12 protein-coding genes and 1 pseudogene are annotated in these 15,761 nt (G+C 69.1%); 7 read left to right on the forward strand and 6 right to left on the reverse strand.

Going from position 1 to position 15,761, the window contains the following annotated elements:
* Positions 1-4 precede the first annotated feature (4 nt).
* A protein-coding gene (locus tag QRN89_RS34705; RefSeq protein ID WP_290353974.1) for an IS5 family transposase occupies positions 5-801 on the reverse strand; the annotation gives its coding sequence in 2 pieces (ribosomal slippage) (positions 5-463 and positions 466-801; 795 coding nt in all).
* 32 nt (positions 802-833) lie between these two features.
* Here QRN89_RS34705 and QRN89_RS34710 point away from each other — a divergent pair.
* Positions 834-1,070 carry a hypothetical protein gene (locus tag QRN89_RS34710; protein WP_290353366.1) on the forward strand — a complete coding sequence of 79 codons (237 nt, stop codon included), beginning with the start codon at positions 834-836 and terminating at the stop codon, positions 1,068-1,070.
* A 14-nt stretch (positions 1,071-1,084) separates the two neighbouring features.
* On the opposite strand, the gene QRN89_RS34715 is transcribed toward QRN89_RS34710, so the two are convergent.
* Positions 1,085-1,315 carry an alpha/beta fold hydrolase gene (locus QRN89_RS34715; RefSeq protein WP_290353367.1) on the reverse strand — a complete coding sequence of 77 codons (231 nt, stop codon included), beginning with the start codon at positions 1,313-1,315 and terminating at the stop codon, positions 1,085-1,087.
* A 250-nt stretch (positions 1,316-1,565) separates the two neighbouring features.
* Between QRN89_RS34715 and QRN89_RS34720 the strand changes: the two are divergent.
* A pseudogene (locus QRN89_RS34720) lies at positions 1,566-2,542 on the forward strand (cytochrome P450); the annotation flags it as partial.
* Positions 2,543-2,555: 13 nt separating this feature from the next.
* Here QRN89_RS34720 and QRN89_RS34725 read toward each other — a convergent pair.
* On the reverse strand, positions 2,556-3,191 hold the full coding sequence (locus QRN89_RS34725; protein WP_290353368.1) for a TetR/AcrR family transcriptional regulator: 636 nt from the start codon (positions 3,189-3,191) through the stop codon (positions 2,556-2,558).
* Between the two features lie 310 nt (positions 3,192-3,501).
* Here QRN89_RS34725 and QRN89_RS34730 point away from each other — a divergent pair, with 310 nt between their 5' ends.
* Positions 3,502-5,961 carry a SpoIIE family protein phosphatase gene (locus QRN89_RS34730; RefSeq protein ID WP_290353369.1) on the forward strand — a complete coding sequence of 820 codons (2,460 nt, stop codon included), beginning with the start codon at positions 3,502-3,504 and terminating at the stop codon, positions 5,959-5,961.
* Between the two features lie 71 nt (positions 5,962-6,032).
* Entirely contained in the window at positions 6,033-8,456 is a 2,424-nt protein-coding gene (locus QRN89_RS34735; protein WP_290353371.1) for an ATP-binding SpoIIE family protein phosphatase, read from the forward strand.
* A gap of 388 nt (positions 8,457-8,844) precedes the next feature.
* Here the strand turns inward: QRN89_RS34735 and QRN89_RS34740 are convergent, their stop codons facing one another.
* Complete coding sequence (locus tag QRN89_RS34740; protein WP_290353373.1) at positions 8,845-9,258, reverse strand: SRPBCC family protein; 414 nt, start codon at positions 9,256-9,258, stop codon at positions 8,845-8,847.
* Positions 9,259-10,133: 875 nt separating this feature from the next.
* On the opposite strand from QRN89_RS34740, the gene QRN89_RS34745 reads away from it, so the two are divergent.
* Positions 10,134-10,559, forward strand: coding sequence for an SsgA family sporulation/cell division regulator (locus QRN89_RS34745; RefSeq protein ID WP_290353376.1), 426 nt, complete (start codon positions 10,134-10,136; stop codon positions 10,557-10,559).
* Between the two features lie 541 nt (positions 10,560-11,100).
* Here QRN89_RS34745 and QRN89_RS34750 read toward each other — a convergent pair.
* Positions 11,101-11,424: a helix-turn-helix transcriptional regulator gene (locus QRN89_RS34750; RefSeq protein WP_290353379.1), complete on the reverse strand. Its 324-nt coding sequence runs from the start codon at positions 11,422-11,424 to the stop codon at positions 11,101-11,103.
* A gap of 222 nt (positions 11,425-11,646) precedes the next feature.
* Between QRN89_RS34750 and QRN89_RS34755 the strand changes: the two genes are divergently transcribed.
* Together QRN89_RS34755 and QRN89_RS34760 are read left to right on the forward strand one after the other, a co-directional pair.
* The gene (locus QRN89_RS34755; protein ID WP_290353380.1) at positions 11,647-12,084 is read left to right on the forward strand and encodes a universal stress protein; all 438 of its coding nucleotides are present in this window, start codon (positions 11,647-11,649) and stop codon (positions 12,082-12,084) included.
* Between the two features lie 44 nt (positions 12,085-12,128).
* On the forward strand, positions 12,129-13,181 hold the full coding sequence (locus tag QRN89_RS34760; protein WP_290353382.1) for a TerC family protein: 1,053 nt from the start codon (positions 12,129-12,131) through the stop codon (positions 13,179-13,181).
* Between the two features lie 456 nt (positions 13,182-13,637).
* Here the strand turns inward: QRN89_RS34760 and QRN89_RS34765 are convergent, their stop codons facing one another.
* The gene (locus QRN89_RS34765) at positions 13,638-15,659 is read right to left on the reverse strand and encodes a DUF8729 domain-containing protein (RefSeq protein ID WP_290353384.1); all 2,022 of its coding nucleotides are present in this window, start codon (positions 15,657-15,659) and stop codon (positions 13,638-13,640) included.
* Positions 15,660-15,761 lie beyond the last annotated feature (102 nt).

Here is a 15,761-nt window from a genome sequence, read left to right on the forward strand (position 1 = left end):
CGTCTCATTTGGTGAGTCTGCGGTAGCAGATGAGGCTGCAGGCGATGGCGGTGAAGGCCAGGAAGTGGTCGGCCTTGCGTTCGTAGCGGCGGTGCAAACGGCGGCAGCCGCCCAGCCAGGACATCGTGCGCTCGATCGTCCAGCGATGCCGGCCCAGCCGGGTTGAGGACTCGATGCCCTTGCGGGCAATGCGGTGCCGGATGCCTCGTTTGCGTAGCCATCGGCGCAGGTGGTCGTAGTCGTAGCCCTTGTCCGCGTGCAGCTTGGCGGGCCGTCGTCTGCGCGGGCCGCGGCGGGAGCGGATCGGCGGGATGCCGCGCACGATCGGCTCGAGTGCCTGGCTGTCGTGCAGGTTCGCGCCGGAGATCCCGATGGAGAGGGGTAAACCGGTCCGCTCGGTGATCAAGTGGATCTTCGAACCCTTCTTGCCCCGGTCTACAGGATTCGGACCTGTCAGGTCCCCCCTTTCAGGGCCCGCATGTTCACCGAGTCGATCGCGCAGCGCGACCAATCCAGCTCCCCGCGCGCACCCAGCTCGTCGAGGATGAGGCGGTGCAGCTTCGCCCAGACCCGGGCGGCACTCCACTCGGTGAAGCGGCGGTGCGCGGTCGGCCCCGAGGGGCCGAAGACCGGCGGCAGCTGCCGCCAAGTGCAGCCCGTCGTGGCCACGAAGATGATCGCGGCCAGAACCTCGCGATCGCCGTACCGGCGCCGACCGCCGCCCTGGGGCCGCGATGGAGCAGGTGGGACCACCCGCTGAAACAGATCCCACAACTCGTCCGGCACCATGCGCTCGACCATCACCACACGGTGCAGACTACCCAGCACTCCAAATGAGACGACGTCTTACTCGTCCTGGATCAACCAGGTCGAGCGGTGGTTCGCCGAGCGAGCGGCGCTGCCTCGAACGCGGTGTGTTCTGCTCGCTCGACGAGCTCAAGACCGCGATCGAGGACTGGATCAAGAACTGGAACGACAACGCGCGGCCCTTCAAATGGACCAAGACCGCAGACCAGATCGTCGACCGGATCTGCCGCTACTGCGACAGGATCTCCGGACCGGAACACTAGGCGGGGCGCGCCGGTTACCCCCGGGACCTGTTCCAGTGTTCCTCGAGGGCGGTGGCGACCTCAACCGGCTTCTGGATCGGCGTCCAGTGGCTGCTGTCCAGCCTCAGAAAACAGGTGGCGCGTACGGACGCGGCCATCTTCTCGCCGAACTCGACGGGGCAGACCGGGTCGAACGCCCCCCAGAACACCAGGGACGGTGCGGCCAGGTCCGCGAGATTCGGTTCCCACTCCGCACCGACCGTCAATGCGGAACGGTACAGCTTGAGGATGCTGTCGGTCGCCTCGGCCTGCCGGGAACGGGGCCTCGATGTCACGGTCGCCGAATGCGGTCCCGCACCCCTGGTGGGCGCGCTCGGTGGCACTCTGTCGAAGCTCGCGGCCGTCATGCAGTGCAACCACGGCGTGGACCTGCGCACTGGGGTGACAGTCACCGCCCTGTACGGGAACGGCAGCTTCACCGGTGCGGAACTGTCCCGCGGCGAGGTGACCCACAAGCCGCCGTTCCTGCGGCTCGACGACCCCGAGCACCACAGGCTGCGCACCCTGGCCATGCGGCCCTTCGGCCCCCCGCACAGCCCGGGCCGGGTCGACGCGATGCGCGGCGAGATCGACGAGATCACCAAGGAACTGATGAAGTCCTTCGAGGCGGGCCGGCAGATCGACGTGGTCGACGATTTCGCCTACCCGCTGCCCGTCACGGTGATCTGCCGCCTGCTCGGGGTGCCGCCCGAGGGCGAGCCGCTGTTCCGGGCCTGGTCCGATGCTCTGGTGGCAGCCGCCGACGTCAGGCCCGGAGAGGACTCCACCGAGACTGACAAGGCCGGCGATCAGGCGCGGATCGAGATGGGCGGGTACCTGGTGAACCTCGCCGAGCAGCGCCGAGGCCGGCCGGGCGACGACATGCTCTCCGCCTTCGTCAACGAGCCGGATCCGACCCTGCGGCTCAGCCAGGAAGAACTCGCGGAAACCGCCGTGCTACTGCTCATCGCCGGACATGAGACCACGGTCAACCTGATCACCAACGGCGTCCTCACCCTGCTGCGCCAACCCGAGCATCTGGACCAGCTGCGTCGCGATCCCGGCCTGCTGCCGCAAGCGGTGGAGGAGCTGCTGCGCTTCGAGCCCCCGGTCCACATGCGCGAGCGCATCCCGCTCGCCGACATCCACGTCGCCGGCACCACGGTCCCCGAAGGCACGTCCGTCGTTCTGGTGCTGGCATCGGGCAACCGCGACCCCAAGCGGTTTCACGAGCCCGACCGGTTCGACCCCACCCGCCCGGACAACCAGCACCTCGGCTTCGGGAGCGGGATTCACCTGTGCTATGGCGGACCCCTCGCCCGCGTTGAGGCCCTCTCAGCGCTCGGCGCGCTGCTCCCCCACCTCGGCACGGCAGGCCTGGTCCAGGACCCGCGCCTCCCTACCGGCAGAACGCCATGCTTCGTGGACCCCATCATTTGCCGATCCGGCTCTGAGGTTGGTTCCTCGTCACGCTGCAGCGGGAAGAGGCCGCCGGGCGAGGTCACGGGCCTCATCCGGGGAGAGGCCGAGCATGTGCAGAAGCATCTCGGCCATTACCCCTGCAGCCTGGTCGCTGTCCGCCTCGGGCCGGCTGAACCACAGCTCCAGGAGCGCCAGCAGGCTGCCGTTCAGAGCGGTCAAGGCGATCATGGGGTCGGCCACCGTGAATCGGCCCGAGGCAATGCCCTGAGCCACGTCACGCTGCGCACGCGGAGCGAGTCCCCGGCCGGCGCATAGGCGACCGAGCTCGCTGTGGCACAGGATCCGCATGATCTCCGGGTACGAATCGGCCATGCGTGCGCTGAGCCGCAGGCCCCCGGCGACGCGCTCGGCGGGATCGTCGACGCTCTGCAGGCGCTCGTCAACGGCTTGGGAGTACTCCTCAAGTGCATCGGCCACGGCTGCGTCGAACAGGTCCGGCTTGCCTGCGAAGTGGTTGTAGAAGGAGCCGAAGCCAACGTCAGCGCGCTCCGCGATGGCATGGATGCTGGCGCTGGTGTGGCCGGACTCGGCCAGGATCTGCCGCGCGGCGCGGACGAGCGCCTGCCGGGTCTCGGCACGACGGCGTTCGAATCGGTTCCTGCGTGAGGCTGACATCGGCATGCTCCGTGAATAAGAGCAGCATTTCTGATGGATTCATCATCGCACTAGCCGACCCATCGTGTCCACCCCACCTCCCTGCGCGATCAAACTTGATGAATCGATCAGCAGTGGGGGGCTTGACGATGGAGCGACCATATCTGACACTTTCATCAGATATGGGCAAAACGGCCCACCTGGCAGCAGCCGTGCTGGTGAGCCGCTGAACCGGTCCCACGGGGCGATCCTCACCCCGGCCACCACGGCTCAAGATCGACCCTCACGCCGCAGGCCGACGCTCCCTCACACCTCCGCACCGATGGGATGAAACGCGATGACCAACACCGACCGCACGCCGCTCGCCGGGCCGGTGAATCCCCGAGAGATACCCGACGCCGCAATTGCGATGCTCGATGCGGAGGGGATCGTGGTGGGGTGGACGCACGCCGCCGAGCAGCTTGTCGGGTACACGGCCGGGGAAGTGGTGGGCCGCTCCGCCGCATACGTGCTGCCGCCCGCCGAGGAGGCTTCGCGTGCTTCGGCGTTCGCCGAGCGGCGCCATGCCCAGGATGGCTGGTCGGGCACCGTGATGGTCCGCCACCGGGACGGCCACACCATCAGAATGACGCTGCGGATCTCACTCCTGTGGGGTCAGGACGCCGGTACCCGGTGGCTGGTGTCCGTGACCGACATTGGCACCCTGTCCTCGGAGGCGTCCAACGGACCTGTGCGGGAGTCCCTTCTTGCCCACGCACCGGTAGGCATCGCCGTCTACGACCCCGAGCTGCGCTGTACCTGGGTGAACGACGCCATGGAGCGCCACGACGGCACTCCTCGTGGCCGACGGTTCGGACGCAGGCTGCGGGATGCACTGCCCGCCGTCGAAGCCGAGGCCCTCGAGGTGGTGATGCGGCAGGTACTGAACAGCGGCAGCACCATGGTCCACGAGTACCGGGTGTGGTCGTCGGCGGACAGGCGTCGGGAACACGCGTTCTCGGCCTCGTTCTTCTGCCTTCAGGATGCAAGCGGCCAGGCGATGGGGGTGTGCGCCATGAGCGTGGACGTCACCGGCAACCGGCGGGCCCGGGAGCGCCTGGCCATCCTCAGCGAAGCCGGCACACGCATCGGCAGCACCCTTGATTTCATGAAGACCGGTCAGGAACTGGCCGACCTTGCCGTACCCCTGCTGGCCGACATCGCCGTCGTCGACCTGTTGGAGTCGGTTCCGTTCGGACTCGAGCCCTCCGCACGGATCGTCGCCACGAGCGGCCGCCGCCCTGTGCTGCGCCGTGCCGGGGTGGCTTCCGTCGACCTGGGTGTCCTCGAGTTGCCGGCAGTGCGCGAAGAGGTGATCCACGTTCCCCCGGGCTCGTCATTCGGGGCCGCCTTGCGCACGGGCAAATCTCACCTGGAACCGGTGCTGGACACCCACGCCGGCCCATGGGTCGACCACGACCCGACGCGGGCGCAGAAGGTCCGTGACAGCGGCATCCATTCTCTGATGGTCGTGCCCATCCGTGCGCGGCGTTGCGTGCTGGGACTGGCTCTGTTCGGCCGCTCCGCGGAACTGACACCGTTCCAGGACGATGACCTGCTCCTGGCCGAGGAGCTCGTCACCCGGGCCGCGCTCAGCCTGGACAACGCTCTCCAGTACGCTCGCCAACGCACCGCGGCCCTGACGCTTCAACGCGACCTGCTGCCCCACCGTGTACATGGTGGTGCCGCCCTCGACGTGGCCTCGCACTATGTGCCGGCTGACACGGAGCACGGCGTGGGGGGCGACTGGTTCGACGTGATCAAGCTGTCTGGCGCCCGGGTGGCTCTGGTCGTCGGAGATGTGGTCGGACACGGCATCAACGCCGCGGCGACGATGGGCCGACTGCGCACCGCCGTCCGCACGCTCGCGGACATGGAACTGCCTCCCCATGAACTCCTGACGCGCCTCGACGACACGGTCAAGCGGCTGAGCGAGGAAGACGCGGACGCTCCGGACCATGTCCCCGCGGCGGTGGGTGCCACCTGTCTGTATGCCGTATACGACCCGGTCACCCGACGGTGCACGATGGCGCGGGCCGGACATCCGCCGCCTGCGATCATCGACCCGCAGGGCCATGTCGTTTTCCCCGACATGCCCGCCGGAGCCCCGCTCGGCCTCGGCCTCGGTCTGGTCCCCTTCGAGTCCGTGGAACTGGAACTGCCCGAGGGAACACTCCTCGCGCTCTACACCGATGGTCTGGTCGAGGCCCGTGACGACGACATCGACGCGGGCCTGGATCGCCTGGGCGCCGCCCTGGCACAGACCGGTGGATCCCTGGAAGACCTGTGCTCGCAGGTGATCGAGACCTTGCCGGCTCAGCCCCCGGCCGACGATGTCACCTTGCTCCTTGCACGAACTCGCGCACTCGAACCGGCCCAGGTCGCCTCGTGGGACCTCGTGGACGAGCCGACCGCCGTCCGTACCGCCCGGCAGGTGGCCGCCTGTCAGCTCAGCGAATGGGGGCTTGAGCATCTGGTGACCAATGTGGAGCTGATCGTCAGCGAACTCGTCACCAACGCCATCCGCCACGGCGAGGGACCGAGCCGCCTACGGCTCATCCAGCACCAGGTTCTGACCTGCGAAGTGTCCGATGGCAGCACCAGCCACCCACGTCCGCGTCATCCCGACACCCTCGACGAGAACGGCCGCGGTCTCTTCCTCGTCTCGCAGTTGTCCCGTAGGTGGGGCTCACGCTCCGGCGCGGACGGCAAGGTCGTCTGGGCCGAACAGGACCTGCCCTCCACAGCCGCGATGTGACGCGCTGCCGTCGGCCACCACCGCATTCCGATATCTCCAGAGCCGCGAGCTCTCGCAAGGAAGCCATGGACATGCATACAGAAAATGTCAAGAACGCCTGCCCTGCAGATGTCTCCCGAGAAGCGGCAGGCATCTCCGGTTCCGTTCCCAGCGGCTGGTTGCCCGCCTTCTACGGCCTGGCAGCCGCCGTGCTCGACAAGCGAGGCGCGGTGGTGCGGTGGACCGGGACAGCGCAGGACATGACGGGGTTCCCCGCCGAGGAGGTCTGCGGCCGGCCCGTGCGGGAACTGGTGGCCGACCTCCCGGAGGACCTGCGCGGCGCCACGGAGATGCCGGCATCCGGCAGGGTGCGGCTGTGGCACCAGCGCGGCGACACCATCGATGTCACTTTCCGAACCACGAAGGTCGAGGGCTCGGCGGAGGTCCTCGTCCTGGCCGCCCCCACGCACCACGTCGCCGACCACGAGCAGGGCGCAGCGCTCCTGCGCGCGCTGTCCGCACAGAACCGGATCACGATCGCCCTGCACGACACGGATCTCACCACTGTGCAGACGAACGCCACGCCGGACACTCCCGGCGGCCGTCCGGTGCAGCCCGGCACCCGGCTGTGCGACGTGCTGTGCGCCGAGGACGCCGAGAGCCTCGAGGCAGTACTGCGCCAGGTGCTCGAGACGGGTGTCCCGGTGGTCCGCAGGAACCAGCAAGTGAGCTGGCAACACGATCCGGCGCGGCGGCACGTGCTGTCGCTGTCCGCCTTCCGTCTGGAGGACACGCGGGGGCGCCCGACAGGGGTCGCTGCCCTGTACATCGACGGCGCCGATCATCTTCGTGCCCGCCGTCATCTGGATCTCGCCCGCGAGGTGGCCGAGCGGGTGGGAGGATCCCTGGATGTCGTGCGCACTGCGCAGGACCTCGCGGACGTTCTCGCACCCACGTTCGGAGATCTCGCCGCCGTCGACCTTGCTCACCCCGTTTTCGATGGGGAAGAGCCCGTGAAGCGGCTGGGCGGTGGAGACATGGGCAACGCGGCTCTTGCTCCGGCCATCGCGGTGTGGCCGGCCGGCATCAAACGGGGCGATCCCATCCCGCTCCTTCCCGACCACCCCACGGTGCGCAGGTTCCGGCACGGCGAGACGGTCGTCCTCGGCCTCGACGACTTCACCGCCATGGTCGGCGACCCCCAGCTGGTCGAGTATCTCGTCCCGACGGACGCCCATTCGGTGATGGTGGCACCACTGCATGCCCGCGGGCTCACGCTCGGTGCCATATCGGCCTGGCGCTGCGGCCGGTCCGACCCCTTCACCGAGGACGAGGCTGCTCTCATGACGCAGATCGCCTCACGAGGTGCCCTCGCCATCGACAACGCCCGCCGTTACACGCGCGAGCACAGGGCCGCCGCAGGTCTGCAGCAGCTGCTTCTTCCGCCGGCCACGACCGACACTCCGGCAGCCGAGACCGCCGGCGCCTACCTGCCCGCAGGCGGCGGAGCCGAAATCAGCGGCGACTGGTACGACGCCATCGCTCTGCCCTCTCTCCGGCTGGCCCTTGTCGCCGGGGACGTGGTCGGCCACGGCATGCGCGCCAGCGCCACCATGGGCCGCCTGCGCGCCGCCATCCAGACGCTCGCGGACCTGGAACTCGAACCGGACGAGTTGCTCACCCGGATCGCCGACCTGGTCCAGCGCCTCGCGGCCGAAGCACCGCCCGGCGACCACGACATCGTCGGCGGCACATGCCTGTACGCGGTCTACGACCCGGTCACCAGGCGCTGCGCCATGGCCAGTGCCGGGCACCCGCCACCCGTCCTGGTTCGGCCCGACGGGACCGCCGAAGCCGTCAGAATCTCCCCGGGACCACCACTCGCCATCGGCGGCCTGCCGTACGAGACCACCACGATCGACCTGGAGCCGGGCAGCGTCCTCGCCCTCTACACCGACGGCCTGGTCGAACAGCACGACCGCGACATCGGCCAAGGCCTGCGGCACCTGACGGATGCCCTCGCCGCGTCCTGCCGCCCGGATCGTGCTCTGGACGAAACCGGCCAGGCTCTCCTCGCCGGCCTGGTCGACCAGACGCCGCGCGACGACGCGACCCTGCTCCTGGCCCGTACCCGCGCCGTCCCGGCGGAGGACACCGCTCACTGGGAAATCCCGGCCGACCCTGCCGCCGTCTCCAAGGCCCGAGAATGGACAACCGGCCAACTCACCACGTGGGGGCTCAAAGACCTGCTGTTCGCCACCGAACTCATCGTCAGCGAACTGGTCACCAACGCCATCCGCTACGGTCGTCTTCCCATGGACCTCCGCCTGATCCGCCACGACGTCCTGGTGTGCGAGGTCACCGACTCCAGCAGCACACAGCCTCGCCTACGGCGCGCGCACACCACCGACGAGGGAGGGCGCGGCTTGTTCCTTGTCGCCCAACTCGCGGAGCGCTGGGGCTGCCGCCATGGCCAGAACCGCAAGACGATCTGGTCCGAGCAGCTCATCGACTGAGATGTGGCGGAGCGCGAAGGCCCGACATGATGCACGCACCGGGAACCTCGACACAACGTCCCGACAACCGTACGTGTGCAGCAGCAGTCGGCGCTGTTCTCCCCGTCCGTACGTCGCGAGCGTCGCTCCGGGTGACCGCAGCTACGGGGCGGCGCCCGCCGTCTGTCGCCGGCCGGAAGGCAGTCGTCCACCAGTACGGGCGGGCCCGCCTCCTGATGCGAGGCAGGTCGTGACACGTCACCCGTCGGCAGTGTTGACGATCGCAGCACACCTCCCGGCCCGCGCCCACGGCCCGGCCGAGAACGCCGGCGGCCCAGGCTCACGCCAGGCGCCCCATCCGCTCAGCACACTCGCGCAAGGCCGACGGAAACGGCCGCGACGCCCCGACTCACCGTCCAGCGCTCTCCGCCGCCCGCTTGATACCGGTCAGTGCCTCTTTCAGGCCGCGGTGGACCTGCGCGCCCCCCGTGTGCTCGGTGTGCAACTCCACCGTCAGTCGGCAGGTGCCGGCGTCCTCTCCTTCGTCCACGTGCAACCGACCCCGGTAGTCGTGCGGACCGGGGGCGCCCCACTCCAGGCTCTTGCCCTCCTCGACCACATGCAGCCACGCTTCGCTGGTCACGTCCTGCTCCGGGGCGTCGGCGGGCTCGATATGGGCGGTGACGGTGACGTGGTCACCGTCATGGGGGTGGACGGAAGTCAGGCGCGGCATGTAGGAGGGCAGATGCTCCACATCAGACAGATAGGCAAAGAGCCGGTCCGGCGGTACATGCACGGTAATGCTGTCGCTGTATTCACCCATAGCCAACGAGGTCCCCGAAGCGTCGGGACAGCAAACGGATATGCGCACGCTTCGCCCGGAAAGCTCGCTCGTCGCCCGGCTCCGCGTTCTTCCTCGTCGCTGCCACACGTTCGGCCTGAAGACCGCACGACGCCGGCTCCTCGCCCTGCGACCGGAGTGCAGGCCCCTCAGTCGGCGCGTGCCGGCAAGAGTTCGTCCACATAGCACCAGGACCGTGCCTCGTCGGCCTCCACGGAATAGAACGGGTGCCAGTGGCCTCGGCATGCGCCGTTGCGCGTTGGTGGCGAGCTCGGAGACCACGAGGGCGAGTGTCTCCGCGGTCCCGGCAGCCGCAGCGGGGCTCCCGGTGACAAAGGCGCGGGCGACGCCACGGGCGTGAGCGATGGCGGCAGGGCTGTCGCCATCGGCAACGCCACGGCGCTGGGGGCTTGTCGGTCATGCACCCCGCCCGTTGATCGGTGCCGACGGGTCAGCGTCCGTCCGCCAGGCGCGGATTCAATCCGGGAAGCCACTCTTCTCGGTGCGTTCGCAGCAGAAACCCACTCATCGTCTGTAGAGAAAATCCATCGTGGCTGGGATTCACATGGGCTCCTGGCGGCGCCACTGTTCTGCTGGTGCCCCATCGAAGTACCCAGACGGTCCGCATGCCGACCATGGCCGGTTGCGGGCGCGGCCGCCGACAGGCAGCGACCGCAGCGGCGCCGGGCGCAGTTTCCACCCTGATTGGTGGGGGTACCCGCGCCGCTGCCTGGGCTCGGCGTTCTACCGGCCGGGCTCCGCCGGCGGGTACCAGCGGAGCCGGTCGGGTCGGGCACAGTCTCGTGTCCGGTCTGGTGGTCCTGCGCGGGCCGTGTTCGTGGTGAGGGAGCGGTGGTGTGCGGGAAAGGCATGAGGCGGTCTGGTGGACCGAGGTCGTGCAGATGCGGAATGGGGCGCTTCTGCCGATCGTGGCCTCGTTTCATTACACGAGCCGGGACCCGTATGCGGCGCGGATCGTGTTCCATCCGGATCCCGAGCGCCATCGCGGTGTCTCCTGGTACGTGGAGCGTGATCTTCTCGCCACCGGTATGCGGTGTCGCGCCGGTGTTGGTGAGGTGCAGCTCTGGCCCGCACCCGGGCCGCCCGGCGGCGGGCAGGTGATGCTGCAGATCGGTCCTCCCGCTGGGCGCGCGGTCTTCCTGTTGGACGCCGCCGGGCTGAGGGAGTGGCTCGCCATCTCCTACACCCTGGTTCCCCCGGGGTGCGAATCGGACCGGGTGGATTGGCGGCCGTTGGAGCGTCTGTTGTCCGGACAGGCGTAAGCGGCCGGCCGACAAAAGGCGCAGCGGCCGGGGGCCAGGGGTCTGCAGGTGAGGGCCCTGCCCCGTGCGGCCGGGCAGAAAGGCTGTCTGACGGCTCTGGGCAGCGGCGTGGGTGGTGGGGAGCGGGTGGGGTCCGCGTCGGCTGCGGGACGGGCGCACACCTTCTGCTTCGCCGTGGGATTCCCGGTGTTCCGTGCGGCCTGGGGTGCGGTGGCGGGGGTCGCGGTCAGGCCGGTGGGAGCGCGCTTTCCGTCTTCTCCTGGGCTGCGTCGATGACGGCGGAGCCGGGTTTCGGTGTCGATAGTGCCGGACCGGCGGGGCATTTTCGCGGGGGAGTGGGCCCCGCGTTCTTCGGTCTCGGACTTGCCCCGTACGAGGCACGAGCAGCATGACGGCACGCCGACGTCGAAGGCGCGTGGTCGGCACCCGCTGGAGGGAGGGCAAGCGGGCCGGGTGGTCGTCGGTTCACCCAGCCCGGGTTGTCCGGGCAGGGAGCCGCCACGCCCGAGCGCGGTTTCTTTCAGGCGTGAGTTGTTCGCGTTCAGGCCGGTTCGGGGGCGGGGGTGTCTTCGCGGTGGAGGAAGGCGGTGAGGAGGTCCCCGACGGGGTGGTCGGCTTCGTTGGGGTGGCGCAGGGCGACGGTGGGGTCGACGGTGTAGTGGTTGCGGCGGCCTACCCGGGTCCGGGTGAGGTACCCGGCTGCCTCCAGGTCGGCGACGATGATCTGCACGGCGCGTTCGGTGATGCCGATCCCGGCAGCGAGGTCGCGCAGCCGTACCTCCGGGTCGCGGGCGATCCGCAGCAGCACTCGTGCGTGGTTGGTGAGGAACGTCCATTGGTCGCCGCGTGCCGGTGAGGTACTCATGACCTTCATCATACGAACCTGGCTTCGCATTTCAACGCTTCCAGCGAAAAGATATTAGCGAAAAACTTTTCGCGTAACTCTTGACGGGTGTCGGGGGTGGGGGTGACGCTTGAGGGGATTCCTCCCGGTACAAGGAAGGCGGGTAGCCCCATGACACGATCGCTTTCTCCCTCCCCGCGCGGTGGCGCCCCCCTCCCCGCTCGGGCGGGCCTTGTGCGGCCGGTGGCTGCGGTGCTGACAGACCGGGTGGACGATGTGGCGGTGGCCGAGGCCGCGGCGCGCATTGCGCTGGCCCGGCGCGTGCCGCTGCTCCTGATCGCCGTGATGCCCCCGCACCTGCGTCGCTCGGGCCTGGGGCCGGCCGCCGCGCCGGTACAGGCTGTTCTGGGCCGGGTCATGCCGAGGGTGGGCCCGCTCCGTGTGGGCTACATCCCCGAGGTCTTCCATCTGCCCGCCCAGAACGGCTCGCGTCTGACAGCCGCGAAAGAGCTGCTGGCGCTGGTCACCCTTCACCGCGCTCCGGAGGTGGTGGCTTCCCGCCGCGGCCCCGAGGGCCTGGACGCTTTCGCCCTGATTGAGGCCGCGGCCCTGCGCGGCGGCCCCTACGTCCACGCGGTCGCGCCCCCCACGTGGACCTCACCGCGCCGTATGGCGCAGTGATCCGCCGATAGTGAGAACAGTCCTGGAGAGGAAACCGTTCAGCGATGAATGATCTGTCGTTCGCCGTCCCGTTGTGGGTGTGGGCCGCCGTCACCGTGGGCATCGGTGTGATGCTCGCCGTCGACTTGATCGCGCACCGCGACAACCACGTCATCGGCTTCCGCGAGGCCGCGATCTGGAGCAGCATCTGGATCGCCATCGGGCTCGGCTTCGGTGTCATCCTTCTGCTCTGGCAGGGCGGGGAGGTGTCCTCCACCTACTACGCCGGCTACCTGATCGAGAAGGCCCTGTCGATCGACAACGTCTTCGTCTTCGCGCTGGTCTTCTCGTTCTTCGCCGTTCCTGACGCCTACCAGCACAAGGTCCTCTTCTGGGGCGTCATCGGCGCCCTGGCCTTCCGGCTGGTGTTCATCTTCATCGGCGCCGAGCTGCTGCAGGTGTTCTTCTGGACCGCCTACCTCTTCGGCGCGTTCCTGATCTGGACCGGCTGGAAGATGGCCTTCTCCAAGGACGAAGAGGTCCACCCCGACCGGAACCCCGTCGTCCGCCTGGTGAAGAAGATCATCCCCACCGACCCGAAGTTCCACGGCGACAAATTCTTCAGTCACATCAACGGACGTCGAGTGGCCACGCTGCTGTTCGTGGTGCTGGTCGCGATCGAGGCCACCGACCTGATCTTCGCCGTCGACTCCGTCGCGGCCGTCCTCGCGATCACCACCAACACCTTCCTGGTGTGGACCGCCAACGCCTTCGCCGTCCTCGGCCTGCGCAGCCTCTACTTCTGCCTCGCCGGACTCCTGCGCCGCTTCCAGTACCTGCACTACGGCCTCGCGGTCCTGCTGGCCTTCGCCGGCGTCAAGCTCATCCTCTCCGAAACCCCCGTCGGCAAGCTCCCCATCCCCCTCACCCTCGGCGTCATCGCCGTCACCATCACCGTCTCCATCACCTGGTCCCTCATCGCCACCCGCAACCAGCCCGCCGAAGCCGACGGCCAGCCGGCCGAAACCCCGGCCGGTACTGCCGGGGTCCACGACGAGGAGCCCCCCACGCCCCACCAGCCTGCAGCCACGAGCACGCGCGACGAGGGCACGCCATGACCACCCACCAGCACCCACAGTCGGCCGCCACGCCCCCGAGCTCGCCTGAGGCGCACATCCACCACTTCACCCTCCGCGCCGAGGGCAGCGTCCTGGCCCTGTTCAGCGGTTCCCGCGCCGATACGGCGGTGGCCGCCCACGCGGCCAAGATCGCCGCCCGCGCCGGCCCCCCGTCACCGTCGCAGCCGTCGTACGCAGCACCGGCTTCGGCATCAAGGCCGCTGGGCGGCAAGTTCCGCCGCAGTCGAAACGGCGGCAGGGGAACCCCAGTGGCGGAACGCCACGTTGCGGTTGGCGCACGCGGAGGCGCCGTGGGCCCGGGAGTATCCGGCGATCGTGAAGCTGTGGTCGGGCCCCTGCGTCGAGTTCGTGCCCTTTCCGGCATCCGCAAGGTCCCCGCCCACAACCACCTCAGCGAACATCCTGCCGACCGTCACGGCCAACACCGTTGCAGCACTAGCCGGTGACCTTACCGGTGGCGACCAGTGCGAAGTCTGCGTCGGTCGTGGGAGTCTCGACGTGTCCGTCTGCACTGACCTGGCTGGCGATGACCTCGATCGTCCAGGTGCCGGCGGCTGGGGTTTGGACGAACACGTTCTCGACGGTGTCGATCGTGTTCGCCGAGCCTCCCGGCGTGGACCAAACGTCGGCCGCAAGCCCGTTGTTCCCCCAGTACACGGTTCCGTCCGGGGCGGTGAGCTTCAGGGTCAGATCGTTGACGCGCGCCTGGGCCGCCGACGGTGAGCCCATCGGGTCGGTGTAGACCATCGTCGCCTTCAGCGGCTGGCTGCCGTCGGTGGTCAGTGTGTATGTGGCGGTCTGGCCCCCCGTGAGTACGTCCGTCTCGTTGACCAGGATTGGCAGCGCCCAGTCGTTGTCCTCTGCCTGCTGGTACAGGTTGCCGACGCTGGCCGTACCCCAGCCCTGCTTCATGCGGGCCAGATCGTGGGACGTGCCCGTGAAGGCGTACTGGTCGGCCGAGTTGATCAGCAGTGCCTTCGCGGTGGCGGCGTGCGGCCGGGACGCGAAGACGTCGCGGTCCAGACCGGGGCCGCCGTCGAAGACCCCGTCCGCCCACATCTGGAAAATGAGGCCCGCGTAGCCGCACGTGATCGGCGTGGAGGCGCTGGTGCCGCTGAACGTGCCGGTGTACGAGGCGTCGCCGCCGCTCGCGGTGGTGTGGACCGCGTCGTAGTAGTTGGAGAGGTCGGGCTTGATCCGCCCGTCCGCGGCCGGGCCGATGCTCGCCCCGCCGTTCCACGCGTCATCGGCGCGGGAGAGGGTGTCGTAGTGGTAGGTGCCACCGACGGACATCACGTTCTTCGCCCACGCCTGAGGCCGGGCGGAGCGGTTGCCGGTGTTGCCCTGGGACTGGCAGATCAGGATGTCGTGGTCGAAGACGATGTCGTCCATCGCCGCCGACGTGGCGTTGTAGCCGAACGTCAGCGCGCTGCCCCAACTGTTGGACTGGAACACCGCCCGGTACGGGCCCGTCGGGTCGACGAGCTGCCCGGTGTGCTCCCACCGGTCGGACACCAGGCTGTGGGCGGCGAAGATGGGCTGTGCCTGGGGGAGCAGGCCGCGGGCGGTGGCGTTGACACCTGAGGCGAAGATCTGCCCGTATGTCGAGGTGCCGTGGCTCGTGCTGGTGGTGTTGGCGGTGTGCAGGATCGGCGGGTACGCCGCGAACTCCTGGTGCGTGGTGCGCAGTCCGGTGTCCATCACCTCGCCGCGCACGCCTTGCCCGAGGTACCCGAGCGCCGTCTCCACCGCGTTGGCGCCGCCCGCGGCACGGGCGTTGTCCATGTCCACCTGGGGTGCCGTCCACACGTCGAGCGCGAGCACCGGGTCCAGGTGCGCCACGGCAAGTGCCTGCGCCGGCTTGAGGGTTGACTCGATCAACTGCAGGCCCGCCGAGACGGCGTCGACCCGGCCGCCGAGCTCCGTGATCCGTCTGACCACCGCACGCTGGTCGGCGGCGTCCGGTTCCACGAGCGTGACGACATAGCGGCGCGTGCTCGGCTGCACGGCCCCGCCTTCCAGCTTGTCGCCGGCGTCGTACCGTCCGACCCATCGCACGTACGGCAGCGCGGCGACCCGCCCTCGGGCCGCCTTGTCCATGCGCACCACGTACGTCGCGTCGGGAATGTAGGCGCCGAGCCGGGCACCGAGGGCCGCCAGTTCGGCGCGATGGCTGTCGAGCGGCGTGGTGGTGAACTGGACCAGGTACGTGCGGCCGTTCGTCGTCCGCAGGTTTCCCCGCGGCCGGCTGCGCTCCCCCTCCGGCGTGGTCGGATCGAAGGTCCGTGTGCGCAGCCGGACGTGCGTGGGCGGCCGATCCAGGTGGTCGTGGGCGGTGGCGAGCCCGGTGGGTTCGGCGCGGTCGGGGTGGGCCGAGACGGACAGTGCGGGGCTGGCGGATGCGGCCAGGGCCAGGGCGAGGACGGTGTAGACCGCTGTGCGAGCGGGATTACGCATGGGGGCTCCTGGACGGAAATCCACCGCGTGGGTGCGGACGGGCGAAACCGATTGGGGAACGCTAACCGGCCACAGGTGGTCAGAAACCCCCTGAAAGGGTGA

Source organism: Streptomyces sp. HUAS CB01, assembly GCF_030406905.1.
Classification (GTDB): domain Bacteria; phylum Actinomycetota; class Actinomycetes; order Streptomycetales; family Streptomycetaceae; genus Streptomyces; species Streptomyces chengbuensis.

Bases quoted from the DNA above. Each gene is read 5' to 3' on its own strand.
- QRN89_RS34740 (WP_290353373.1), bottom strand. From the start codon at position 9,258: ATGGGTGAATACAGCGACAGCATTACCGTGCATGTACCGCCGGACCGG.
- QRN89_RS34730 (WP_290353369.1), top strand. From the start codon at position 3,502: ATGACCAACACCGACCGCACGCCGCTCGCCGGGCCGGTGAATCCCCGA.
- QRN89_RS34725 (WP_290353368.1), bottom strand. From the start codon at position 3,191: ATGCCGATGTCAGCCTCACGCAGGAACCGATTCGAACGCCGTCGTGCC.
- QRN89_RS34710 (WP_290353366.1), top strand. From the start codon at position 834: ATGAGACGACGTCTTACTCGTCCTGGATCAACCAGGTCGAGCGGTGGT.
- QRN89_RS34750 (WP_290353379.1), bottom strand. From the start codon at position 11,424: ATGAGTACCTCACCGGCACGCGGCGACCAATGGACGTTCCTCACCAAC.
- QRN89_RS34735 (WP_290353371.1), top strand. From the start codon at position 6,033: ATGCATACAGAAAATGTCAAGAACGCCTGCCCTGCAGATGTCTCCCGA.
- QRN89_RS34765 (WP_290353384.1), bottom strand. From the start codon at position 15,659: ATGCGTAATCCCGCTCGCACAGCGGTCTACACCGTCCTCGCCCTGGCC.
- QRN89_RS34760 (WP_290353382.1), top strand. From the start codon at position 12,129: ATGAATGATCTGTCGTTCGCCGTCCCGTTGTGGGTGTGGGCCGCCGTC.